This is a genomic window from Armatimonadota bacterium, from assembly GCA_023511795.1.
Classification (GTDB): domain Bacteria; phylum Armatimonadota; class UBA5829; order DTJY01; family DTJY01; genus JAIMAU01.
In genome coordinates, this window is record JAIMAU010000001.1 from 132,310 (window position 1) to 155,307 (window position 22,998).

The following is a 22,998-nucleotide window of genomic DNA, read 5'->3' on the forward strand; positions in this document are numbered from 1 at the left end:
GATGGCCCAATCCCCATTGTGTTACGCTGCGACTAGGTTTATCTTTTTTCCTTCTAAGAAGCTCATGATATTTTCTTCTGTTGTTTGCATTATGCGAAGAAGAGCTTCTTCGGAATAAAATCCAATGTGAGGTGTGATAACGACGTTGTCACGGTGGAGAAGGGCATAACTTAAAAGTATTTCTCGAAGTTTCTCGCGTGGCAGCTTTTGAACCAGCAAGGCAGTTTCTTCTTTCACTGATTCCTCACCTTCAAAGACGTCGAGTCCTGCACCACTTAGAATGCCTTGGTCGAGTGCCGTTAGTAGAGCTTCTGTCTCGACTATTGCTCCCCTAGCGGTATTTATCAAAATTGCTCCATGCTTGATGAGATTTATATTGCTACTATTTATCATGTGATACGTTGCATTATTGAGAGGAACATGCAAAGTTATAATGTCCGAGCGCTGAAGAAGATCCTCGAATGGGACATAAGTGAATCCCAGAACCTCTGCTAGCAATGGTTCTTGGCGAACGTCGTAAACAAGAACCTCCATTCCAAATCCTTTAGCAATGCGTACCACATGCAGACCAATTCTTCCGGCCCCGACGACGCCAATGGTCTTGCCTTTTAGGTCGAAACCACGCAAGTTCTCAAGCGAAAAGTCAAGCCGCGAAGTGCGCATTGTTGCCTTGTGAATTTTGCGAGAAAGAGAAAGAATCAGTCCGAAGGCATGTTCGGCAACTGTGTTTTCGCCGTAAAACGGAACATTCGCTACGGCAATTCCCCTCCGCTCGCATTCTCGAAGGTCAATGTGGTCGTAACCTGTCGAACGGGTAGCGATCATTCGTAACTTTGGTAACTTGTCAAGCGTTGGTTTCTTGAGATCAGAATATATGAAGACTGATACGATTTCTGCGTCTTCAGCCAGGACTGCTGTATCTTCGGTTAGTCGCTCGCGGTAAAGCCGAGGATTGTATTCTTTTAGGCGGCTTGTTCGAATAAATTCATCTTCCCAATCTTCGGCTTCAAAAAAAACAATGAGGTTATTTTGCTTTGCTTGACCGCCCTCAAGAACTATCAGCTTCTTTTCCATCTGACGCTTAAATCCTCCTTAACACCGCGTATGCCTGGCGTTCCTAACGCCGCTAACTCGGCTTCTTTTTTCTGGTAGAAAAAGTCAACTGTTCCGCTTAGCGTAGCGATTCCATCTTTGACTGTTACACTTATTCCCCGCGGGTCAAGTCTTGGAACCCGTGTGAGCTCGGCTTTAATTAGTTCCTCTAATAGATGATCTGACACTGATTCCGATGGCAATACAGCTATTTTATCTACAACGCTAACTACGCCATATGTGTATTTTGCTATGTCAAGCGCCGCCCACTTCTCCATCGGAGTTACTACTTCGCCGGCTAAGGTCGCAACGCCGTTCTCAACCTTAACACATATATCGTCTAATCGGACGCGAACATCCCTCTTGAGGGCTCGCCGAATATTGTCGGCAATCTCTTCATCGCTGACCGGCTTTTGTGGACGCACAACTATGTTGCTAATCACTTCAGTCACACCTGCAAGGCGGCTTGCATCTTCTTCGGCGGCGCTTTTTTCTGCAAAGCTCTCAACGGTGCCTGAAAGATACACGACGCCGCCCTCCACAGTAACGCGCACCTCGGGATAGTGGACGCGGCTGTCCCAGGCAATTGCCTCCATCACCTGACGGGCAATTTCCTCGTCAGTCAGTTCCTCGTTTGTTACTGCTTCACGAGGCATAGGTTTACCTCCTTTATGTTCTCAACTAAACCAACTATGTCCGAGCCACTAGGACGGGGCAAGGTGCGCTACCAAGCACACGCTCAGCTACACTGCCAATCCCAAGGAATACACGCCTCAGTGTGCCGCTTGTCCCGCGACTTCCCATTGCTATTAGGTCGTAATGCCCAGATTTAGCTTCATCAAGGATAACATCAGCAGCAAACCCTTCAATAATTTTTGAGCGGACCGCGATATCGGCTTCGAGAAATGGCTTTTTCGCTCGTTCGATAATTAGCATTCCTGTCTCATGGATATCTTTGCTTAGTGGTTCACTTAGTGGAAATGCCATCCTAACAAATTCAGTTACACTAGTGGCTTCAGCAGCGTAAATTAGGGTAACCTCAGCTTTATTACATTTTGCAATTTCTGCGGCATATTGGGCTGCTTTCAAAGACGGTTCGGAACCGTCGGTGGCAACCAGTATCTTTTGAATTAGGCGCGAACCAATCATTTTATTTTCTCCACTCTAATCAGAGGAAGTAGTTCTTGAACTTGATCTGGCGTTCCTAATTCGGTCCTTTCGTTCATCACTGTTGCGGTAGCGGCAGCCGTTCCAAGTGCGACGCTGTCGGGCAAGCTCATGTATTCGGCAATGCCAATGACAAGACCGGCCATCATGGAGTCACCAGCACCAATTGTGCTACCCACCTTCACATTTGGAGGTATTGCCTTCCACACACCTTTTTCATCCACAGCTATTGCGCCTCTTTTGCCCATCGAAATTACTACAACTGAGATGCCACGGGAACGTAATTCTTCCGCGGCGGCGATTACATCTTCGTCGGTTGTCAACGTTCGGCCAAGGAGGTCTTGTGCCTCGCGGAGGTTTGGTTTAATAAGATATGGCTGAGCTTTTATTCCCTCTTTTAATGCCTCTCCGCTTGAGTCAAGCGCAGTCCTAATGCCTGATTCGTTCATCCATCGTATAAGTCTCGCATAGGTATCAGGAAGTGCTCCGGGTGGTAAACTGCCACCCATTGCCATTACGTTCATTTCTTGAAGCCATCCTGCTATTTTCGCTTCCACGGCGAGAAGGTCTGTAGGGTCAATTTCAGCTCCCTCCTGATTGAAGTTTGTTTGAATGCCGGAGGACTCATCCAGGATGCTGATGTTGATGCGTGTTGTGCCTCGAATCTCAACAAGGTCGGTTTCGACACCTTCGTGTTCCAATCGGTGGCGGATATAGTGACCAGTTGGTCCGCCTACAAGCGCAATTGTTACTGCAGGTCTGCCGAGACGCTTGACCATTCGTGCAACATTTAGTCCTTTCCCGCCTGGGTCAATATCGGTTGCACGAACTCGATTAGTTTCGCCTAGCCTTACCTCTGGTACTAGTAGTGTCTGGTCAACAGCTGGATTTAACGTAAGTGTGATTATCAAAGCTGTACTCCAGTGAAATTCTGTTGAGTTAATACCCCGTATTACCGCACCAAAAACCTAGAATTGGTTACTTCCAACTCAATCGCTTGACACGTTCCCGCCTTTTGAGTAAGCTGGAGTTGTCCTAGAAGGGATTGCTTTACTCTTTCTTTCTCGTTTTGCTAATGGGCGGAGGACGCTATGAACATAATATTTTTAGCGGCAGCTTTCCTTTTGACAATTGTGGTTTCAGTACAGTCTATTGCAAGCCCCAGCATAAGTCTCAATTATCCTGAAGATGGCGCAAGCATTTCTTCTAAGCGCATTCGAATTGCCGGCAAAGCAACACCTAACTCGAAGGTCATGGTGAATGGTAAGGAGATGTATGTTCACTCATCGGGCACCTTTGCTGGGATTGTGGACCTTGTCCCTGGCGAAAATACTCTAAGGGCGACAGCAACCCTCGATGGACAGACCGCGGAGGTTGTATTGAGGATTACTTGCACGGTTCCATCTCCGCCTGACCCAGCGGGCGTGGAAATCCTAAAGGAATCAATCGAACCTAGTGGCGACTTGGAGTTTCGGCCTGGAGATGAGGTTGTTGTTTCCTTCCGCGGAACACCTGGTCGCACCGCTAGCTTTTCCATTGAAGGACTGAGTGATAATGTGGCTATGGTAGAGGCCGAAGGTTCAAATGGATGGTCGCTTTATAAGGGATCCTATAGAATCACGAATCTCGACAATGCTAAGGGCGCGCAGATAAAGGTTGCGCTCACCGATGGCAAATTGACGGAAACGGCGTTTGCTTCAGGCAAGCTTACTGTTCGCTCCAGCCGTATTCCCGAAATAGCCGAAGTTACTGGACGGCGTGCAATTGTCAGAAGTTCTCCAGACGGCGCATGGGATATGATTTGGCCTTCTGGAATAGTTGCCGAAGTAACAGGCAGGGTAGGGCATATGCTGAGACTATCAATGCCTGGTGGTAAAGAGGGTTGGGTCTATGATGAGGCGGTGAGGATTCTTCCAGCTGGAACTCCAGTTCCACGAGCTGCGATTGGCACTGTTACTGTAATTCCATCGGACTATGGCGTGAAAATAAACCTGGGAGTATCCCAAAAACTCCCTTTTGAAATTACTGAAACCGTAGCTCCTCCAACAATCGAACTTACTATTTACGGTGGGTATTCAGATACTGATTGGATTAGCCGCCAGCTTGATGGGATGATAAAAGAACTTCAGTGGCTTCAACTGGCAAAGGATGTTTACCGGTTGAGGGTTGTCTTAAATCAGAAGCATCTTTGGGGCTACGACGCACATTACGAGGATGGGGCGTTAGTGCTTGAAATCAAGAAGGCACCGAAACTTGCAGCGCCACCGTATTCTCCTTTACGCGACCTTGTGGTTGTTCTTGATGCTGGCCATGGAGGCAGAGATAGCGGCGCAATTGGGCCTGGCGGTCTCATGGAGAAAGAGGTCAACCTTGATATTACCCGTCGTTTGGCAAGAGAGCTGAGGAAGAAGGGCGCACGGGTTGTTCTTACTCGGACCAAAGATGTGACCGTTTCGCTTGACGAACGTCCTCTTATAGCAGCTGCTGCCAGAGCAGATATATTAATCTCCATTCACAATAATTCGGTGCCTAGCTCGGCTGACCCAATCAAAGCGCGAGGTGTAAGTACATACTGGTACCATCCACAGGCAATGGAGCTATCGGAATACATATACAGAAGGGCACTAGAGGTTGGTGTGCCTGGGTTTGGGAATATCTATTCGAACCTTGCAATTATTCGGCCACATCGCATGATAGCTGTACTTATTGAAGGTGCATTTATGTCCAATCCCGATGAGGAAGCTCTTCTTGCAACGCAGGAATTCCGCCAGAAGCTTGCCGACTCGATTCTTAAAGGTCTTGAGGATTGGCTGGAAAAGATAAGAATCGAAGCCACGGAGTGATTAAATAGTGGAACGATGGAGTAATATGGAGTTTAATATTTCCAAATTCCACATCCTTTCAATAAACGCAAACCCGTAAAAATTCTTCTTTCACTCACAGCGCATGGAAAGGGCAGTGGCGCGGCACCGCCATATTCTCCCCATGAACCCTATGTCATAATCCAAACAGTTGCTTGACCAAGAATAGCCAGCCGTTTATACTGACAGAAGAATACACACGGAGAGTCTGCAGATTGTTTGAAGTATTCCCTGAAAATCGGCCGAAAGCATCACAAGGGATGAGCATTCTCACCGTCACAGACCTAACCCGTTGTATCCGAGCGGTAATTGAGGCTGAAGACTTATTTGCGGATGTTTGGGTCCGCGGTGAAGTTAGCAACCTTAAAGAACATACCTCTGGCCATATATATTTCTCTCTTAAGGATGAGAATGCACTGATTAGATGTGTAATCTGGCGGAACTCTACTAGTGATGTTCAGTTCAACCTGACCGATGGCATGAGTGTCATACTCCATGGCAGAGTGACGGTTTATGAGAAGCAGGGACAGTACCAGCTTGTGGTCAGCGAGGTTACTCCTGACGGCATAGGGGCGTTATTTACGGCATACGAGCAGTTAAAAGCGAGGCTTCAGGCAGAGGGTCTTTTCGATAAGAGCAGAAAGAAGCAACTACCCGAATTCCCGCGGCGTATTGCGCTAATTACGTCACCTACAGGTGCCGCCCTGCAAGATATGCTCACTATTGCTGTCAGGCGACTGCCGTGTATCAACATTATCCTTATCCCAACGCTTATGCAGGGAGAAGACTCGCAAGCTAGCGTTGTAGATTCGCTAAAGCTTGCAGAAAGCATACCAGATGTGGACGTCATTATTATTGGTCGCGGAGGTGGCTCGATAGAAGACTTATGGGCATTCAATTCGGAGAGTGTAGTCCGTGCAATATGCGCTTGTCAAAAGCCCGTCGTATCCGCAATCGGACATGAGACAGATTTTACACTTGCCGATTTCGCCGCTGATTTGCGTGCGCCAACTCCCTCGGCTGCTGCTGAACTTGTTGTGCCTGATAGGGACGAAATATTGTCGAGAATCTTGACGCTTAGTGATGCAATGAAATCTGCTATTACCGCTCAAATAATAAATAAAAAAGCTTGCTTGAACATAATAATGAAATCACGGGTTTTCGCACATCCCGAGGTATTAGTTCAGGAGCGCTGGCAAGCTTTGGATACGCTAACAATGCGGCTCGCAAATAGCCTCGACCGGCAAATCAGCAATTGTAGTGCTCGCCTAAGTGAGGTGACGGCAAAACTTCATGCGCTTAGCCCACTTCAGGTGTTATCGAGAGGATATGCGATAGTCAGACATGATGGGCAACTGGTTAAGAAAATATCAGACGTAGAGGTTGGGGATAGCACGGAAACTCTTATTTCGGATGGGCGGTTGGTTTCAGAGATTAAAGAAATTAAGGAAGGATGGGGCGAGGATGGCTGAAGGCAACGAGATAAGCTTCGAGGCCGCTATTAAGCGGCTTGAAGAGATAGTTAAGCAGCTGGAGCAAGGAGAACTTCCACTAAGCGAATCGCTTAAGCTGTTTGAAGAGGGAATCAAGCTTGCTCGCGAATGCTCAAGACAGCTTACGGAAGCCCAGGGACGCATTGAAGCACTGGTGAAGAAATCCGAGGGCACAATGGTTGAAGAGCCCTTCAATGTCTAGAGACAGGAATTTTATTCTTGCCTGATTATTTAAAGGTTTGGTATATTTTAATTGCCTTACGCCACTTTGGTAAGTAGCTAGTCAAAGCTCCTTGTAGTTTTGGAATGGTATATTCATGACAAGCATGCGTTGGTTCTATATAGTCCTAATCTCGGCTGCCGGTGCAGTTACAATACTAAGCCTCCAGAGGTTGTTCAATTGGCCTAGAACAATCTACTTTGAGGCCATTGTAGCTGTTGCCATTGCTACTACTATCATCTCCTTGTTTGGATTTATCTCAAAGCTTCGTGAATAGGGGAGGTTTTGGGCTCTTCTCCCCTTTGGAACTTCAATCTCTCTTCTAAAAAACTGCAAAACGCTTGCAAATCGCTTTGGCGGCAGTTATCATGTATACGATTACAGCTCTTTAGGAGGTTCCCAAATGGCCACACCAAGCGTCTGTATAGAGAAGTTACTAACCGAATTCCCTTTTTTGGAAAGAATAAACCAGGCTGCAAAGCTCGGATATCCCGCAGTAGAGTTTTGGTTTGCTGGGCAGAACAACGATAACAAAGCGGCTGAGGAGAAGGCATTTGGGGATATTGCTAATGCATGTGCAAAGGTTGGCGTTTCGGTTGCAGCTTTCGTAATCAATTCCCCGGATGGAAGCATCGGAGGAAGCCTGATAAACCCTGAAGAACGCGGTGTGTATCTTAAGCGTTTGGAGCGAGTGGTCGAACTTGCAAACATTGTAAATTGCCGAATGATAATCACATGCGCCGGCAATTGCCAGCCAGGAAAATCAAAAGAGGAGCAAGTACAAAGTATTATTGATGCGCTCAAAGAGGCGGCGCCCATTGCTGAGAATGGAGGCATTACTCTTTTACTTGAACCTCTGAACTCATTAGTAAACCATCCCGGATATTTCTTGGACTCGAGCGCCATTGGAGCAGAGATTGTCAAAGCGGTTGGCAGTCCAAATGTGAAGCTCCTCTACGATATCTACCACATGCAAATCATGGAAGGAAACATAATTTCTACAATTCGCAAGTATATTGATATCATTGGTCACTTTCACTCAGCAGGCGTTCCTGGCAGGCACGAGCTTACCTCTGGTGAGCTGAACTATCATGACATAATCGCTGAAATTGATTCGTTGGGATACACAGGCTACTTCGGCCTCGAATATTCGCCTTTGCTAGAATCGGTGCAATCTCTTGGATTACTGCGAGAAAGCCTGATGTTGTGGTAGGAACTTGTTCTACAAAGAGGTGACTGGCATTGAGTGTTAAATGAAAGTATATAGTCGACCATAACTTCCTGGAGGAAAGTTAAAAAGTTTTCAATTCCTTTCAGTAGAGCTATCGCAGAAGGATTATCCATGAGACAAATAGCGGTCTTTTTACTCCTAGTCTTCCTATTTGCCGAAGGCATTCCATCACGTGGAGCAGTAAGTAAAGAAGTTGTTGTTCCACGCATGAAATCTCAAATAAAAATTGATGGACGACTTAGCGAGCCAGCTTGGACACGGGCGGGGCAGATTTCTTCATTTAAGCATTACTTAGGGGAGGGAGATATTAAGAATCAAACCGAGGCCCGACTCCTTTTTGACGATAAAGCGCTTTATATTGCCTTCACGTGCAACGAAACAAGTATGAAAGCATTGAAAGCATTGGTGAAAGAGCACGATGGAGACTTATGGAACGACGATTGCGTTGAGGTGTTCCTTGATATAAAAGGCGACCGGCTGAGTTATTTCCATTTCATTCTCAATGTATGCGGTACCAAATATGATGCGATTGGAAACGATCCGCATATTTGGAATCCCCGTTGGGAGGCCGAGGTTTGTTTATTCGACAAGCAATGGAAAGCTGAGATAAAGATTCCTTTCAGTGAACTAGGATTAAGCATGCCGCCCAAGCCGGGTGCTTTTTGGTATGGAAACTTTTGTCGTGAGGAGCAACCGTCCAAAGAGCTTTCATGTTGGTTGCCCACAATGGGAGCGTTCGATGCTCCAGGGTATTTCGGCAAAATTTTGTTTGGCTCTGTTGTGGCAGATGGCATCGAGTTGGCAAAACAAGAGAAAAGAATCCAATCTAGTAAAACTTGCGAATATCTAGTGTGGGAGACCACCCCGTGGAGGCATTTTTCAGCTAATGAAGACACCTCTAGCGTAGTGAGAGACACTGCTTCAATTGATGTCTTTGTGCTTGCTGGGCAGACTGAGTCAAAGGCTTTGATGGTAAGCAATATTACCGATGAAACATTGGCGGCACGCCTTGTCCTTGAAGGCTTCGAAGGCGTGATGGTGGAGATTCTAATTCCTACCTTTGTTAGAACCGCAGATGGCCGTCCTTTTCCCGATGCCCTTGTACCTCCCGACCCCATTGGACAGATTATCATTCCGCCAGGTGAGACCCGCCAGGTATGGTTGAATATCAAGGGCGTAAAAGATGGGGAATTTGAAGGCAAGCTTATCATTAGTCCATTGACAGCTTCAAAGGCGGATAAACAGGTAAAATTCAACATCTGCGTTGTCTCCCCCCAAATTGAGGTGCCGCATCCACTAGCTTTCACCTGGGATTTTTTGGGCGATGCTGTCCGCCTTGGCCTTGAAAAGGAGTATATCGAGACAATGGTGGACCACGGCATCCGTGTTTTCATGATTTCTGGCCTCCATTATATGCCGAGACCAAAGGCGAGTGATAGCGGAGAATTCCTTGAACCAGTGGATTGGGGGAAGTTCCGGCGACAGGTGGAGCTCGTCTGGAAGCCTGGTAGGAAACTTTATATTAATTTGGATATCTGGGAAAAAGATTCAGAGCGGCTAATGTTCAACGGGCGATTTGGCTCGCCTGGCTGGTGTGTCGCTTTCAAAAAGATAATTAGCGAGATGATTGCGGAGCTTGCAAAACTAGGGCTCTCGTATGATGACTATGTTGTCAATCCATTGGATGAGTCTATTGACAATCGTTTCGTGACAATTGCTCGCTTGGTTAAGGAAGTTGATCCCAAAGTTCAAATTGTCGAAGACACAGCTGGTTCAAATCTGGCAGAGGTTAAAGTGGCAGATAAGTACGTAGATTGGTGGATTCCTCACTTTAAGTCGTTAAACTCGGCCTCAGCCAAAGAACAGATAGGCTATATAAAAGCGACCGGCGAGCCGGTAGGGTTCTATTTTTATAGTGAGGGAGCTAACGAAAAAGCCCAGGATTCATACAGCCATTACCTTTGGAAATTCTGGTGGGCTTACTCGCAGGGGCTAAATGGGATATTCGGCTACTGGACTGCAACTCAGCACTACGGCGATCCGTGGAACCGGCACCAAACTGAAGCTGCCTATGACCCATCGCTCTTCTATTATGGAAATGGTTGCGTAATAACCGGGCGGCGCTGGGAAGCCTGGCGGCGAGGCATCGAAGACTATGCGCTTCTTGAGTTATGTCAAAAAGCTGGGGTGGATAAGACAGTAATCTCTAGCATGGTGAAATCCGTCCTCAATGCTCCAGACGACTCAACTGTTGCTGATCGTGCGAGGCAGAGTTTAGTTAGATTGCTTGCTTCTAAATACTGACCGGACGCGGATGCATTTTTGCTATTAATAATTGCAGGTTCTTAGCTCCATATTCCTTGCCAAAGCAGATTTTGAAAGGCTAAAACTGAGCATTTTTCAATACCAGCGCGTTAAAAAATCATTGACCAATGTAGTAGTGCTCACTTAGAGGCAGCTTAGGTTATGGATTAATAATTACCTTTATCGCCCCAGATTCTTCTTTTTTATCGGCAATCTTGAATGCCTCGTCTGCCCGCCCGATTGGAAAACGATGTGTAATGAGCGGTTTTGTTTGAATGCGTCCACTATAGAGAAGCTCAAGGGCTATTGGCCACTCTTCATATTTGAAGTTTGCAGAAGTCATAATCATCCTTTGGCCCGCGGTGAATAGACGGTTGAAATTCTCATCTCGGTCATGAACGGCCAGCTCTATCATTCGCCCACCACGTGCAAGAATTGGAAGCATCTCATCCAGAGGACGCCCTACTGTATCTATAATTATGCGCACTCCAATCCCTTCGGTGTTGTGCATGACTACATCATGTAAGCCTTGGGTTCGCACATTAATGGCTTCGTCGGCACCGAGCATTTTGCCAAGTTCAAGATGCCGGGCGTCGATATCGGCGCATATGATTTCTGTCGCGCCATAAGCCCTTAGCACCTGAATTGCTAGAAGGCCGATTACTCCTGTGCCCATTACAAGGCAAGTTTCTGCGGCAATTGGTTTTGCAAGTTCAACTGCATGAACGGCAACCCCTAGGGCGTCTGATAAAGTTGCCTCGCTGTTGGAGATGCGGTTTGGTAGGGGGAAGACATGGGTCGCCCAGACAGGAACATATTCCGCCATACCACCGTAGTAGTAGTTCATATCGCCCCAACCAGCGCCATGACCAAGATGCTTTGTGTTGGGGCAAAGCTCACGCTCCCCTCTGCGACACCACCAGCAAGTTTCGCACGCCTTAAAGCACAAAACAGCAACGTTTTTGCCAATTAGGGACCTGTCGGCGTTTTCTCCAACTTCTTCGACAACGCCAGAAACCTCGTGGCCAGGGACGATGTTGGGCGGGTTGGCCCTAATTTCGCCAAGAGTGTGCTGCGACCATGGATTCTCACCGTGGAAGTAGCGGATATCGCTTCCGCATATTCCACAGTCAGTTACTCGCACCAATACCTCATCTCTGCCAGGCACTGGTTTAGGAACGTCCTCAACCACAAGGCGTTCCTTCTCTTTTAGCACAACTGCCTTCATCCAATTATTCCTCCTTAAAATTGCTTGGTGCAGTCTGTGTACCCTACAACCATTTCGCCGGAGATACTTTTATAACCTTTTGTTTTGGAGGAAAGGGAAAATTTGAAGCTTTTTAGGCGAAATAATGGTTTCTGTGATTAAATATTTCCTGAAGTTGACACTTTGAACCATTGCTGAGTATACTTTTAAGGGCGGCAGACCTAGAAACCGTGTGGTGAAGGTGTTGCCGCTCAAACTTATCCATTTTTCCAACGAACCAAGATTGCTTTAGGAGGAACTCTTTATGCCCATTCAAGACTCAGGGTTGGTAGGTAAGAAAGGTGGAACTTGTTGTTCATGTTGTGGAGGCGGCTCACTCGATGAAGCATCGCAGGTGATAGTCGACCTGATTCTCGAGCGAGACCCGCGGGTTAAGCCAATGATGCCAGGTTGGGCGGTAGAAGTCGCTCGCCAAAAACTCCTTTTCTTCACAAAACCATGTGACTTCCCATCTCGACTTGCCTCCATTGCGCTGGCATTGGATGAGGCATTTCCTTGTGGAAACCTTGAAACTCGGGCAAACTCAATTGCTTTTCTTCTTGGAGTTGCTGATTCCCTTAATTCAATTGTTGAGCTACACCACAATCTGCAGAACCCCAACCTGCATGGCACAGAAATACTCCCTGAGTCTACTGTTGCAACTTGTTACAGTGCGTCGGCAAGACTGCTTGAGGATTGGGAACAGGCAGATAGTAACGCAGCAAAAGCGGTGCTTGATTACTTTAAAACCGAGGACTTGGCTGTCAATAAAGGGGACAATCTATTCATAGCGTGGGCCAAGGATTGGGAAAAGCGAACGGGCATAGATCCGTATTCGTCGACAGGAGAGTTTCTCAAATGCTTTAAAGAGTTGTACCAACCTTCGACCTATTATGTCAAACTTTTCTTAGCATGGGAGAACGGCGAAACAAAGACTCAGTTCTTCAACGATTATGGGCTGCATGCCGCACGATGCAGAAAAATCGGAAGCCTTGGTGGAACAACTAACCCGGCGATTGCTGTAATGGGCGAAGATGATCTTGACGGCAAAGGGAACATATGGGGTGAGGAAGCGACAAAGTTTATAACGCGCACCCCAAATAAATGGCGGGAAGTTCGGAAAGTCATAGCCCGCGAGCAAATTGCGAAAAAAGAGGCTGATGACTGGGGCGCAACTGCTTTCACCGAGTGGGTTGTTGTTGATGCAATGCTTGGGCTTAGGTCAATCTTCCTATTGAAGAACCTAGGCCGTGTTGCATTTCAGCTTAGGCCTGATTGGCATTGTGAAGAAAAGAAGCTTGCTTATGCCGGTGGCGAGATATACGCCAGGCTTGGAGAGCGGATGAAAGTATTCGATGATATCCTTTTGGCAGGTGCAGGAGAACCATATGAAAGCATTGTTGCGCCAAGAGTAGGCAAGCCTAACAACCATTTCAAGATATCTTGTACATCGCAAGTGGCGCTAAATATCGTTCGCGCTTTCAATGCCGGATTCCACCCAGAGTATCCAGACGCCATCAAAGAGCGAATGTTTACCAATATGACCCTATCTTATGATGTATCACAGATGGTTGCCTCCAGCTTGGCGGTGGAGGAGGGACTAGCAGAATACGAGCGGAGAACTGGCGAGAAGGTTGATGATGGGCAAGGTGGGTCGGTTGTCACAAGCATGATTGGCCGATTCAACGATGCTATTAGATGTTATCGAGTCGAAAAGTTGCTCGCAGCTCTTCCGAATGATTCGAAGTTTAAAGTGGAGATAAAACCTACAGCTGTTAAAGCCTTGACCGACGCTCCATTGAACACAGAAGAGTTTAAAGCCGAGCTTGCCAAAGCTGGCATTGAGTTTGAGCCCGAGGCCGAAGAGGATGCAATTGATCATGCAGGGACGCTTGCGACAAAGCGTGCAGTCATCCACTTGGAGAACAAGTACGGCTTGAAGCGCACGCGATTATTGACAGCCTCGAAGCGGAAATTTCACCAAAATACTGACCTCTTGGATGTTCCGTTCTCGACCGATTTTGGTAATATCCAGCGGATGTGGCTTGATATTCAGAAGTCAGGAGGCTTAGAGATAACCTCTTGGAAGACGCTTTACGAAGGAATGAATCCAGATGGAACGCCAGCTGCCGGCTCGATTTGGGAGAAGCGGTCGCACGTGCTTGCGAGAATCTGGCCTGACTGGGTTAAGGCGTTTGACCCAGAGGGGGTTGCGCCAGAGGATTACATTAATACTTGCTATGTTCCGCCAACCCTCGAGCAGTTCACAAATTTTTGGTTTGAGAATATAGCCCGAGCAAAAGCTGCGCGAGAGGAAGTTGAGAAGTAATCCAAGAGTGAGCGTCAGGACTCTGAAACCTTTATTTTCAGTGTCTTCAGATGTCTTTCTATATGTTCGGCTACTTCTGAGTAGTGTTTTTCTTCATGCGTAAAAAGCGTTTTGTATATTTCTTCTCGCTTTTGGTCTAATAATGCTCCATAGGAGATATGAAAAAGCTGACGGACGTCTGGCTGCTGCAAAAACGTTCGGATATCATTAGGTAATTCTTTGGGAAAATACTTCAGCTCAACAGAAACTTGATATGCTTTCTTGCTTTCCTCTAGGTTTTCTAAACACAACATATAAAGCTCCCGGAAGAGCGGCAAATTTACCTCAGAGATTACCTTCACCGCTTGTAGCCAGCTGGTTCCAGATGTCTTTATGTGGAAAGCCCCATCTGTGGTTTCGCTGAGGAGTGGATAAACACTAAACTTATCGCTTCCAGAGTGTAGGCTTAGACGGTACCCCCCGAGGGAGCGGCAGAGGGTTGCGTGTATGTGTAGTGAGGTAGCGAGCTCTGCTAGGTCTCCCCCGAAATCCACACCTTTCTGAAAACGCCCTGGAAATTTGGGCGCGAGACTAGTGAACTCGACGCCGCTTAGATGTAAAAATTCAGCCACGAAGTAGTGGTCCTCTGGCGTAGTGTCTCTTGGGCATTCATCAATTGAAATTTCAAGGTCGAAATTTGCGATGTTTTTCTTGATGATTCTATGAAAATGTTTTACAAGGTTAAGAGCATGCTCGTAAATTAAAGCAGAATCTATAAGGCGTTCATTATCAATTTTGTATGCCGTGCAGATGGGCGGTAGATTAAAGGAGTTTGCAACAATCTTTCGACTCAAAGGTGAAAGTTCGGCGGGTGTTCGTCTAGGTGGATAATCTAGCCAATCGCTGATATCCAGTGTATACATGCTGTAACCTGCATCTATTGCTTCTAAAAGCTGTTGTTCGTCTTTTATATGGTCTGCATCTGCTCCCCATTTGCCTGTGTAACCCGATTCCAGCACGCCGAGGACTGCTTTGAGTAAAACATCCTTAAAGTTGCGGCTAGTTTTGGCAAGTTCCCGTGGTGATTGCTGAGCAATAACGGGGAAAACATCATATTTAGAAAGTACGCTCAAGTGGGTGGCTGAAACCATGCCGAGTCGGTCGCCTGTTCCGAAGGATGTTTTCTTTTCACACGGTGTTGGGGCGAGCGGCAACATTGATCTCAATTTCTTGTAATTTTCCCATGAAAGTGGAAGTATTTGAAAGTCATTTCCTTTGGTGATGCCAACTAATTTTTCGTTTTCTCGGCGTGCTACGAAAATTTCATTGCCACTGTCAAGACGTCTGATTGACTTCGGGTAGATAAACAGGCCTTTTGCCCTCAAAAAATCTGCCACTTTTTAGCCTCCTAACTACTTAAGTATAGCACGCTGGTAGCATCGCATGAAAGGATACCATCCGCTAATGTATAATCTACAATTGGAGGTTTGCCAATGCGAGCAACGCTATTATTAACGTTAATCTTTACCATAACTGCATATGCCCAGGAGGCGAAAATGGACTCAGCATTCAAGCCCACGTGCATCGAAGCTAACATAATTCCTAGAGAGGTGCAGCCTGGCGGGCAGGTATCTGTTACACTCAAGTTCCGAAACACAGGTACCGCATCAGCTAGTGCTAATTACCAGGTCTTTTTGCACCTGGAATCGCAAAAGTCTTGTGACGCAATCATATCGCAGTCTGATCATTTCCCGTCAACTTCCACAACCGCATGGAAGCCTGACCGCACGATAACTGATGGCCCTTGTATTTTGAACGTTCCTTCGAATGCCAAGGAAGGTACATACTATGTTCATGCTGGAGTGTATGATTCGGAAGCTTCAAATGGTCAAAGGTTTTGTGATCAGTATGTCGGCGAGATAATTGTTTCAAAGAATGCTTCTGCCAAGAATTACAAGCCTCCTATTATGAGCACCGAAGAGATGCTCCGAAGGCAGAATGCACTTGCGGGCCACGTTGAATATCCATTGACTTTAGAAAATGATAAGCTAGCATTCACAATATCCATGCGGAACGGGGCATGGTTTATTAAGGACAAGGCTACAAAGGAGTCTTGGTATTCGAATCCAGAGAAAGCTTGTTTGGGTGAAGTTGAGTTTAAGAAAGGTAATAATTCGGTTGTTTTTCTTATCGATTCGCTAACTGCAATTGGTGGGAGCGACAGTAAATGTATCCGTCTCCAATATATACCAGACCTCGAAGGCGATCCGCCGGTATTAAATTTTGAATTCCGGTTGACGAAAAGAGGAGGTGTGGAGTTCCGCTATTTCGCCCAAGAGACAAGTTGGAAGGTTGAAAGTGTGAGGTTGCTTGACCGAGGCTTATGGGCAACTGATGCTGAGAAGGGGTATTTAGCAATTTCCCATCGTCTAGGCATCATGTTTCCAGCCGGCGAGGGACTGCCTTCTAGAAATGTCTACACGGCTTACAGCAACTATAAATCTTATTCCATGGCGATGTTTGGTGTCGTCAAGAACGACTCAGCAATCCTCGTTCACTGGGATGATCCTTATGTAATTCTGGAAACAGAACGCACTTGGCCAGATATACCAACGGTGCCTGCGCACGGCATGGTATCGGCATCGCTAACGCTTCGCAAGACAGCAAACTCCTTTACAATTGAAGTCTTAGGCCGTGGCGGCTATGCCGAGATTGCGAAAGCATATAGAAGGGTTGCCAGAGATAGGGGGCTCCTCCGAACGTGGAAAGAAAAAATCACAGCAAATTCTCAGGTTGAGGCAATGTTGGGTGCTGCAGACTTTAAGCCCTTTGTGCTTTCTAGAGTCATGCCAAAAACCAGATGGAATCACACAGATAAGGAAGTGGTCAATGTTCAATATACTTTTGATGAGGCAGCACAGATTGCTGAGCACCTTAAAAATGACCTCGGGATAGACAGGGCGATGTTTGTTCTCGCCGGATGGATTCGGAGGGGTTATGATAACCAGCACCCGGATATATTGCCGGCGGCTCCAGAATGCGGCGGGAACAAAGGTCTGTCTGAGTGTGCGAGAAAAGTTAGAAATCTTGGGTTTCTATTTGGCCTTCACGACAACTATCAGGACATGTACCTAGACTCCCCCTCGTGGGATGAAAGCTATTTGCTTCGCAATCCCGATGGGTCAGTGCGAAAAGGTGGAGTTTGGGCTGGCGGTCAGGCATATATAACATGTTCAAAAAAGGCAATTGAGTTGGCTAAACGCGATCAGAATCTCCCGGCCGTAAAGAAGTTATTTGAGCCAACCATTTATTTCATTGATACGACGTTTGCCGCACCACTGTTGGAATGTTCGGACCCCAGACATCCCTTGACGCTGATAGACGATATGTACTGGAAACGCAAGCTTTCTGAGTATGCACGTGAGATGTTTGGCTTATTTGGAAGCGAAGAGGGCCAGGAGTGGGCGGTTCCATGTGCGGACTATTTCGAAGGTCTTATGAGCCATAAGACGCATAGTAATGAGAGTGAGATTGTAATTCCCTTATTTGAAATGGTTTATGGAGATTGCATAAACCTTTACACCCATCAGGGCGACCGAGCGACTCCCGGTCGTCCAACGTACATCCTAGACCACATTCTTTATGCCGAAATGCCGATATATGATTTTGGCTCACATCTCTATTTTAAATCTGGAATACCAGCCGTCGGCATAGCAAAACCTTTTGTGCATGAATTAAAGCAGATTGGCCCTCGAAAGTTCGAAATTACATATGCTTGGGAAGTAAAGGCTACGCCAAAACGAGATTATAATTGCTTTGTTCATTTTTGTAACTTCGAGGCGGGACAGGCAGAGGGTATTGCTTTCCAAAATGACCATAAACTTCCTGTGCGCCCAACTTCATGGAAACTGGGGGAGACCGTTATTGATGGTCCATATTTAGTAGAAATACCTGTGGGAAAAGAAGGATCGTTTGACATTTTGATTGGCCTTTGGGATGAAACTGGAAGAGTATCGTTGCTCGGTAATGAGAGTGGAAACTTACGCTATAATATCGGCAGGGTAAGTTTGTCTTCGGGCAGAATTACTTTTGAACGAAACCCAAAGGCAAGGATTAATACGCACTGTTTCTCACAACAAAGCGGTTGGGCGGCGCATCTTAATGCAGTAGATAGATTTATCAAAAATACTTACGAGGTGCTTTCGCCATTAAATCGGATAACTGCCCACGTGCCAATGACAAAACATGAGTTTCTTACGCCAGACCGCAAGGTAGAAAAGAGTCAATTTGGAAATGTAACGATTACCGTTAATTACGGTAGCGAACCTTACAGGATTGGAAACACGGTACTTCCCCAATATGGCTTTTTGGTCGAAAGTCCCACATTTGTTGCTTTCCATGCGGAGGAATATGGGGGCGTCAAGTTCTCTACGCATACTATGGTCACCGCGGCAAGCTTGGACGGAGAACCAATCGCAAGGTCTAGCAGGATACGTCTGTACCGCGCGTTTGGTGACAAAAAGGTTCGCGTAGTTGGACGGGATTTCGAAGTCGAAACAGAAGCGATTTATTGATTCTTGGGTTGACTAGTCGTGCAAGAACTTTGGCTGGTGCAATATGCGAAAGAATGTTTGAAACTTTAGGAAGCTAGCGGATAGTGATTGAGTTTAATGAAAGGGGCGGGTAGAAGTTCCCGCCCCTTTGGATTTAGAACTGAGCCGCCCCTGGGCTCTGACTTGGAACGTGCTTATTCTGTGAGTAAGTAGTACAATCGGCGTGATCTTGGTGGAAGTTGACCATTATCCCATTGTCAGCGGTGCAGGTAGAGTTTTCATTCCACATGCAGTCCCTAGCCGTGCATGTCATGACTCTGCCCTCGTTAGGGTTTTCCATGCTCATGGATGCTTCGCCATATGCCATCGTTGTTTCCTCCTTTGTTGGGAAGTTTTGATGTTTTGAATACCCAGTGGCTGGTACAAATAAACGTGGTTAAATGAAAGTAAGGGGTTCTTCAGATAAATAAACTTCTAGTACAGCCCTTCCAAAAGAACGTGCCTGCCAAGAGGAACTACTTCGCAATACTTGCCAAGGCTGTTGAGGAAACAGTTATTTGCGCATAGGCCGCCTGAAACATAGAGTTTTTCCGGACGCTGAGCGAAGTTGTATACGTTGAAGGCGATGCCATGGATGAATTGGGCAAGTGCATCTTCTGGCGACCCACCTCTAATTATGGTATCGAATATTTGCTCGATAGCAAATATGCCACAAGTCACAGGAATCTTCTTGTCACTTGCCGGCAAGGTATTGAAGTCTAAATCATAGTACTTTGCCAAAAGTTCAAGGGTAAAGCCGGTGCTCGCACCACAGGCTTGATTCCAATCCATTTTCCTGAGCTTTCGACCATTGAAGCGCACGAACTTTGTGTCTCTCGAACCAATATCAACAACCGTAAAATTTTCTTCTGGTATAAGCTTAAGGCTACCTTGGGCTAAAGCGATTATTTCGTTTTCATATCTATCAGCACGCTCACGCCCCAGATGTCCTGTGGCAACAGCAAAACGCAGTCGCGGATTCTTCAGTATTTGCGAGGTTGGTTTGATAACGATTTTGCCTTCTTCGAGGTTTTTTATTTTACTCCACGAGCTTCCACAATCAGCTATCAGCGTTGGCATGTTTCTTTCTCAAATGGATTGGGCATTAACTACCATGTCGAGGTGCTTAAGAGAGCTTTATCTCTAATTTAAATAATCTGGTAATTTTATCCTAGTCGAATGAAAGCAGTTATCTGAGCTACCACGCTGTTGGTCATTGGACCGTCACAGTCAATATAGAGTCCGTTGTATTTTTCGGCTAGGTAGCGTGCAAGCATGGTCTTCGCACAAAATGTTTGGGCGAAAAATACAGTAGGAACGCCCGGGTCAACTTGCATTTCTAAGTCGAGATCAGCGGGTACACCGGCTTCTACGCAACGTGTCCACCCGTAGACGTGTGTTGTATTGGGAAATAGGTCCAGCAACCGCATATCATGGGGTGGCACCCCCCAAAAACCATGCGTTGGCTTTACCGGCGAAAAGACCCTGCGATTTGGCTTGCAAACTGAGTCCATGATTCTATTGACTTTCTCACGTAAAGGAAGACCCGATGTGGCAATTGTAATTGGTCTGCGTTCCATGTTTGGGTTTCGCACTTCAAAGATTGTAAAGCCCAAGTCCTTTAGCATTAGCGCTGCGAACCTTCCGCCGTCGCATTTATCTTCACCAACGGCCGCGATAATAAAACGCAGGCGGTCGCGGAGATGGAGTGCGTTGTCTACTATATTGGTAATGATTTGGCAGTATGCGTCCGGCACCAAATGGCTCGGCGGAGCGCCAAGGTCAACGTCGAGATCGATAAATTCATCATATGGATGTTTTCGCGATGCCTGGGCAATGACTTCCCTTGGTGGACATCCCCAATATCCAATTAGCATTGACTTTGCCATTTGACTTTCAATTCAGAATATCATAAACAATCCCTGGTGTCCAGAATCTTACCACCAAGAATGTATACGGCTTGACAAAAGATGGCTGTTCTCCTATGATTGTGAAGATCTTAGTGTCAGGGGGTATGGGTGAAACTAACGGCAATTACAGACGAGATTTCGCAGGATTTTGACCACGCCCTTGCTGTGCTTCAAGAATACGGCGTCCAAAGCGCAGAGCTTCGGGGGCTGTGGGATGTAAATATAGTCGACCTTTCAAAAGACCAAGTCGAGAAAGCGAAAAGGATTCTCGACGACAAAGGCATGTCGGTGTGCTGTATTGCCTCGCCGCTTTTTAAATGCGACCTTTGGGAGACCTCAGCCGAAGCTACGGGACCCACACACTTGGCAAAAGAGCGCTCAATCGCAGATCAAATGGCGCTGCTGAACCACTGCGCGGAGCTTGCGCACTTTTTTGGCACGAAACTAATTCGCGTATTTTCTTTTTGGCGGCGCGGCGAGCTTACCAAAGAAATAGAAGATCAGATAATCCAAGAATTGGGCAACGCCGCAGAGAGCGCGCAAAAGCTTGGAGTAATCCTTGCTTTGGAAAATGAACATTCGTGCTTTTTGGGAACCGGCGAAGAAGTAGCTCGCGTAATCAAAGCTGTGGGGTCACCTGCTCTCCAAGCTGTTTGGGACCCAGGCAATGCATTTTGCGCAGGTGAGATTCCCTATCCCAATGGTTATGAGGCAATTAAGCCTTATATTGTTCACATTCACGTTAAGGATGCCGTTAAACTAAATGGCAAGCCAAAATTTGTTGTGATGGGAACGGGCGAGATTGATTATTATGGGCAATTCAAAGCCTTAAAAGATGATAACTACAAGGGATATATATCCCTCGAGACTCATTATCGTCCTGCCAGCGGTTCAGCCGAGGAGGGCTCCAGGGAATGCTTGGAGTACCTCAAGCGTGTGGTGGCAGATTTTTGTGGAGGAAGCTAATGTCATTAGTTCGCATGCGTAAGAAATTCCATGGCTATTCCAAGTATATAATGTGGGTGATGGCTATAGTCTTTGCAGTCGGATTTGCTGCGATTAGCATACCCGGCGGCAGAGTTCCTGAGAGAACTGATAGCGTACTTTCTGGTGTTGTAGCAACGGTTAATGGGGAGAAACTGGATAGACAGGCATACGAAATGCGAGTAAGGGCACAAATAGACCCAATTCAGGAGACTCGCCCAGTAAGCGCCATCGAGGAATCCCAGATTCGCGGCCAGGTATTTGATACTATGGTAGATGAAATGCTGAAATTGCAGGCTGCGAAAAAAGAGCATATTAAAGTTTCTCGAGGCGAAGTAAACCGGCAAATAGACCAGATTGTAGAACAGCGGTTACAACAAATTAAAAGTTCCTTGCTCAGCGGAAGGAGAACAAAACAAACCGATGAAGCGTTTGAGCAGGAACTTCGAAAACGCGATCCGTCCATGAGCATTAAGAAGCTGAGGGCAGAAATTCGTAAGTCAATCGATCCAAAAACTGTGCGCAATTACCTTTTGATGGACAAACTGTCCAAGAAGATTCGGGAGAAAGTTGATACTAGCGACCGTGCACTGCGCCAAAGCTTTGAGCAAGTGAAACTTAGGCAAATAACGATATCTGCTTCCGGCCGCTCTCAGGTCCAGGCAGAGCAATTGGCTCGAGACTTGGTTGCAAAACTTCGAGCTGGTGGGGACTTTGCGGCGCTTGCCAAGGCGAACTCCCAAGACTATTACAAAACCGCTGGTGGCGACGTCGGATGGGTGTCAAAACAGATGCTTCCTAGGGAAGTAGGCGACGTGGCGTTTAAGTTGGGAGAGGGCGCAGTTTCCGACCCAATAAAAACGGGCGGCGAGTATGTGATAATTAAGGTGGAAGGCAGAAGAAGCAGCATGCCAGCAGATTTAAAGGACCCCAAGAAAATGGCTGAATACCGCCGCATGTTCGTCCAGCAGGAGCAAAACAAAGCGGAGTACTTATACTATGCTGACCTTCGGAAAAAAGCCCAAATCACAATCAACGATCCCGAGCTAAGAGGCTATACGATTGCACAGGCAGTAATGATGTCATTTGGACAGGCCAATCCTGCCGAGCAGAAGAGCAAAATTGAGACTGCGATTAAGGAATACAGAACTGCGGTTGCTTCTGCAGGAGACAGAACGGATATCAAAGCGAGATGTTATGTGCAAATCGCTCAGCTCCTTACCGCGCTTAGGAATTTTACATCCAATCCCGAGGAAATAAAGAAGTATAAAACTCAAACGATTGAAGCACTCGAAGATGCTTTGAATTATACTGAGTCTACCGATATCCGTTTGTCTTTGGGTAAACTATATATTGACGCTGGCCAACCAAACAAAGCTGTCGAACATCTGGAAATTGCATCCGAAAATGCGTATGACGATTACAGTATGCACGAGCAGTTGATTGAGCTTTATAAAAAAATAAAGAGAGCAGATCTCGTTGCTAAAGAACAAAAGTGGCTGAGCGAGAATAAGGAACTGGCACAGCCGCAAGCCGGACAAACGATACCCGTGTCGGGGGGCGAAATTCCGGCTGGAAGGTAACAAGCTG

The 22,998-nt window shown here is 46.6% G+C and carries 19 protein-coding genes; 10 read left to right on the forward strand and 9 right to left on the reverse strand.

Annotation, left to right across the window (positions count from 1 at the left end):
* Window positions 1-21 precede the first annotated feature (21 nt).
* From K6T99_00550 to pfkB, 4 genes are read right to left on the reverse strand one after another with little or no spacing between them, the layout of a single operon-like run.
* On the reverse strand, window positions 22-1,074 hold the full coding sequence (locus tag K6T99_00550; GenBank protein MCL6518302.1) for a hydroxyacid dehydrogenase: 1,053 nt from the start codon (window positions 1,072-1,074) through the stop codon (window positions 22-24).
* On the reverse strand, window positions 1,059-1,748 hold the full coding sequence (locus K6T99_00555; GenBank protein ID MCL6518303.1) for a BON domain-containing protein: 690 nt from the start codon (window positions 1,746-1,748) through the stop codon (window positions 1,059-1,061). The genes K6T99_00550 and K6T99_00555 overlap by 16 nt, the downstream gene beginning before the upstream one ends.
* Before the next feature lie 34 nt (window positions 1,749-1,782).
* A complete protein-coding gene (locus K6T99_00560) occupies window positions 1,783-2,241 on the reverse strand; it encodes a universal stress protein (protein ID MCL6518304.1) in 459 nt (152 codons plus the stop codon).
* A complete protein-coding gene (gene pfkB / locus K6T99_00565) occupies window positions 2,238-3,170 on the reverse strand; it encodes a 1-phosphofructokinase (protein ID MCL6518305.1) in 933 nt (310 codons plus the stop codon). The genes K6T99_00560 and pfkB overlap by 4 nt, the downstream gene beginning before the upstream one ends.
* Window positions 3,171-3,350: 180 nt before the next feature.
* On the opposite strand from pfkB, the gene K6T99_00570 reads away from it, so the two are divergent.
* From K6T99_00570 to K6T99_00595, 6 genes are all read left to right on the forward strand, one after another.
* The gene (locus K6T99_00570; protein ID MCL6518306.1) at window positions 3,351-5,102 is read left to right on the forward strand and encodes an N-acetylmuramoyl-L-alanine amidase; all 1,752 of its coding nucleotides are present in this window, start codon (window positions 3,351-3,353) and stop codon (window positions 5,100-5,102) included.
* Between the two features lie 278 nt (window positions 5,103-5,380).
* The gene (xseA, locus tag K6T99_00575; GenBank protein ID MCL6518307.1) at window positions 5,381-6,592 is read left to right on the forward strand and encodes an exodeoxyribonuclease VII large subunit; all 1,212 of its coding nucleotides are present in this window, start codon (window positions 5,381-5,383) and stop codon (window positions 6,590-6,592) included.
* Window positions 6,585-6,815 carry an exodeoxyribonuclease VII small subunit gene (locus K6T99_00580; protein ID MCL6518308.1) on the forward strand — a complete coding sequence of 77 codons (231 nt, stop codon included), beginning with the start codon at window positions 6,585-6,587 and terminating at the stop codon, window positions 6,813-6,815. Before xseA ends, K6T99_00580 begins: the two co-directional genes overlap by 8 nt.
* 115 nt (window positions 6,816-6,930) lie before the next feature.
* Window positions 6,931-7,110 carry a hypothetical protein gene (locus tag K6T99_00585; protein MCL6518309.1) on the forward strand — a complete coding sequence of 60 codons (180 nt, stop codon included), beginning with the start codon at window positions 6,931-6,933 and terminating at the stop codon, window positions 7,108-7,110.
* Window positions 7,111-7,236: 126 nt separating this feature from the next.
* On the forward strand, window positions 7,237-8,046 hold the full coding sequence (locus K6T99_00590; protein ID MCL6518310.1) for a TIM barrel protein: 810 nt from the start codon (window positions 7,237-7,239) through the stop codon (window positions 8,044-8,046).
* 129 nt (window positions 8,047-8,175) lie between these two features.
* Window positions 8,176-10,368 carry a carbohydrate-binding family 9-like protein gene (locus K6T99_00595; protein MCL6518311.1) on the forward strand — a complete coding sequence of 731 codons (2,193 nt, stop codon included), beginning with the start codon at window positions 8,176-8,178 and terminating at the stop codon, window positions 10,366-10,368.
* Between the two features lie 160 nt (window positions 10,369-10,528).
* Here the strand turns inward: K6T99_00595 and K6T99_00600 are convergent, their stop codons facing one another.
* Complete coding sequence (locus tag K6T99_00600; protein MCL6518312.1) at window positions 10,529-11,596, reverse strand: alcohol dehydrogenase catalytic domain-containing protein; 1,068 nt, start codon at window positions 11,594-11,596, stop codon at window positions 10,529-10,531.
* Between the two features lie 283 nt (window positions 11,597-11,879).
* Between K6T99_00600 and K6T99_00605 the strand changes: the two genes are divergently transcribed.
* Window positions 11,880-13,943 (forward strand): hypothetical protein, encoded by a 2,064-nt coding sequence (locus tag K6T99_00605; protein MCL6518313.1) that lies wholly within the window; start codon window positions 11,880-11,882, stop codon window positions 13,941-13,943.
* Between the two features lie 14 nt (window positions 13,944-13,957).
* On the opposite strand, the gene K6T99_00610 is transcribed toward K6T99_00605, so the two are convergent.
* On the reverse strand, window positions 13,958-15,319 hold the full coding sequence (locus K6T99_00610; protein ID MCL6518314.1) for a tagaturonate epimerase family protein: 1,362 nt from the start codon (window positions 15,317-15,319) through the stop codon (window positions 13,958-13,960).
* Window positions 15,320-15,478: 159 nt separating this feature from the next.
* Between K6T99_00610 and K6T99_00615 the strand changes: the two genes are divergently transcribed.
* Window positions 15,479-18,496 (forward strand): DUF6259 domain-containing protein, encoded by a 3,018-nt coding sequence (locus tag K6T99_00615; protein MCL6518315.1) that lies wholly within the window; start codon window positions 15,479-15,481, stop codon window positions 18,494-18,496.
* A gap of 133 nt (window positions 18,497-18,629) precedes the next feature.
* On the opposite strand, the gene K6T99_00620 is transcribed toward K6T99_00615, so the two are convergent.
* From K6T99_00620 to K6T99_00630, 3 genes are all read right to left on the reverse strand, one after another.
* A complete protein-coding gene (locus tag K6T99_00620; protein ID MCL6518316.1) occupies window positions 18,630-18,842 on the reverse strand; it encodes a hypothetical protein in 213 nt (70 codons plus the stop codon).
* Window positions 18,843-18,949: 107 nt separating this feature from the next.
* Window positions 18,950-19,594, reverse strand: a complete 645-nt coding sequence (locus K6T99_00625) for an ATPase (GenBank protein ID MCL6518317.1) — start codon at window positions 19,592-19,594, stop codon at window positions 18,950-18,952.
* A gap of 86 nt (window positions 19,595-19,680) precedes the next feature.
* Window positions 19,681-20,403 (reverse strand): hypothetical protein, encoded by a 723-nt coding sequence (locus tag K6T99_00630; protein MCL6518318.1) that lies wholly within the window; start codon window positions 20,401-20,403, stop codon window positions 19,681-19,683.
* A 129-nt stretch (window positions 20,404-20,532) separates the two neighbouring features.
* Here K6T99_00630 and K6T99_00635 point away from each other — a divergent pair, with 129 nt between their 5' ends.
* Together K6T99_00635 and K6T99_00640 are read left to right on the forward strand one after the other, a co-directional pair.
* Window positions 20,533-21,390 (forward strand): sugar phosphate isomerase/epimerase, encoded by an 858-nt coding sequence (locus K6T99_00635; protein MCL6518319.1) that lies wholly within the window; start codon window positions 20,533-20,535, stop codon window positions 21,388-21,390.
* Entirely contained in the window at window positions 21,390-22,991 is a 1,602-nt protein-coding gene (locus K6T99_00640) for a peptidylprolyl isomerase (protein ID MCL6518320.1), read from the forward strand. Before K6T99_00635 ends, K6T99_00640 begins: the two co-directional genes overlap by 1 nt.
* Window positions 22,992-22,998: the final 7 nt, after the last annotated feature.

What these genes read in the sequence shown, in the direction of transcription:
- K6T99_00550 (MCL6518302.1), bottom strand. Translation starts at nt 1,074, where the DNA reads ATGGAAAAGAAGCTGATAGTTCTTGAGGGCGGTCAAGCAAAGCAAAAT.
- K6T99_00555 (MCL6518303.1), bottom strand. Translation starts at nt 1,748, where the DNA reads ATGCCTCGTGAAGCAGTAACAAACGAGGAACTGACTGACGAGGAAATT.
- K6T99_00560 (MCL6518304.1), bottom strand. Translation starts at nt 2,241, where the DNA reads ATGATTGGTTCGCGCCTAATTCAAAAGATACTGGTTGCCACCGACGGT.
- K6T99_00570 (MCL6518306.1), top strand. Translation starts at nt 3,351, where the DNA reads ATGAACATAATATTTTTAGCGGCAGCTTTCCTTTTGACAATTGTGGTT.
- xseA (MCL6518307.1), top strand. Translation starts at nt 5,381, where the DNA reads ATGAGCATTCTCACCGTCACAGACCTAACCCGTTGTATCCGAGCGGTA.
- K6T99_00580 (MCL6518308.1), top strand. Translation starts at nt 6,585, where the DNA reads ATGGCTGAAGGCAACGAGATAAGCTTCGAGGCCGCTATTAAGCGGCTT.
- K6T99_00585 (MCL6518309.1), top strand. Translation starts at nt 6,931, where the DNA reads ATGACAAGCATGCGTTGGTTCTATATAGTCCTAATCTCGGCTGCCGGT.
- K6T99_00590 (MCL6518310.1), top strand. Translation starts at nt 7,237, where the DNA reads ATGGCCACACCAAGCGTCTGTATAGAGAAGTTACTAACCGAATTCCCT.
- K6T99_00595 (MCL6518311.1), top strand. Translation starts at nt 8,176, where the DNA reads ATGAGACAAATAGCGGTCTTTTTACTCCTAGTCTTCCTATTTGCCGAA.
- K6T99_00600 (MCL6518312.1), bottom strand. Translation starts at nt 11,596, where the DNA reads ATGAAGGCAGTTGTGCTAAAAGAGAAGGAACGCCTTGTGGTTGAGGAC.
- K6T99_00605 (MCL6518313.1), top strand. Translation starts at nt 11,880, where the DNA reads ATGCCCATTCAAGACTCAGGGTTGGTAGGTAAGAAAGGTGGAACTTGT.
- K6T99_00615 (MCL6518315.1), top strand. Translation starts at nt 15,479, where the DNA reads ATGGACTCAGCATTCAAGCCCACGTGCATCGAAGCTAACATAATTCCT.
- K6T99_00620 (MCL6518316.1), bottom strand. Translation starts at nt 18,842, where the DNA reads ATGGCATATGGCGAAGCATCCATGAGCATGGAAAACCCTAACGAGGGC.
- K6T99_00625 (MCL6518317.1), bottom strand. Translation starts at nt 19,594, where the DNA reads ATGCCAACGCTGATAGCTGATTGTGGAAGCTCGTGGAGTAAAATAAAA.
- K6T99_00630 (MCL6518318.1), bottom strand. Translation starts at nt 20,403, where the DNA reads ATGGCAAAGTCAATGCTAATTGGATATTGGGGATGTCCACCAAGGGAA.
- K6T99_00640 (MCL6518320.1), top strand. Translation starts at nt 21,390, where the DNA reads ATGTCATTAGTTCGCATGCGTAAGAAATTCCATGGCTATTCCAAGTAT.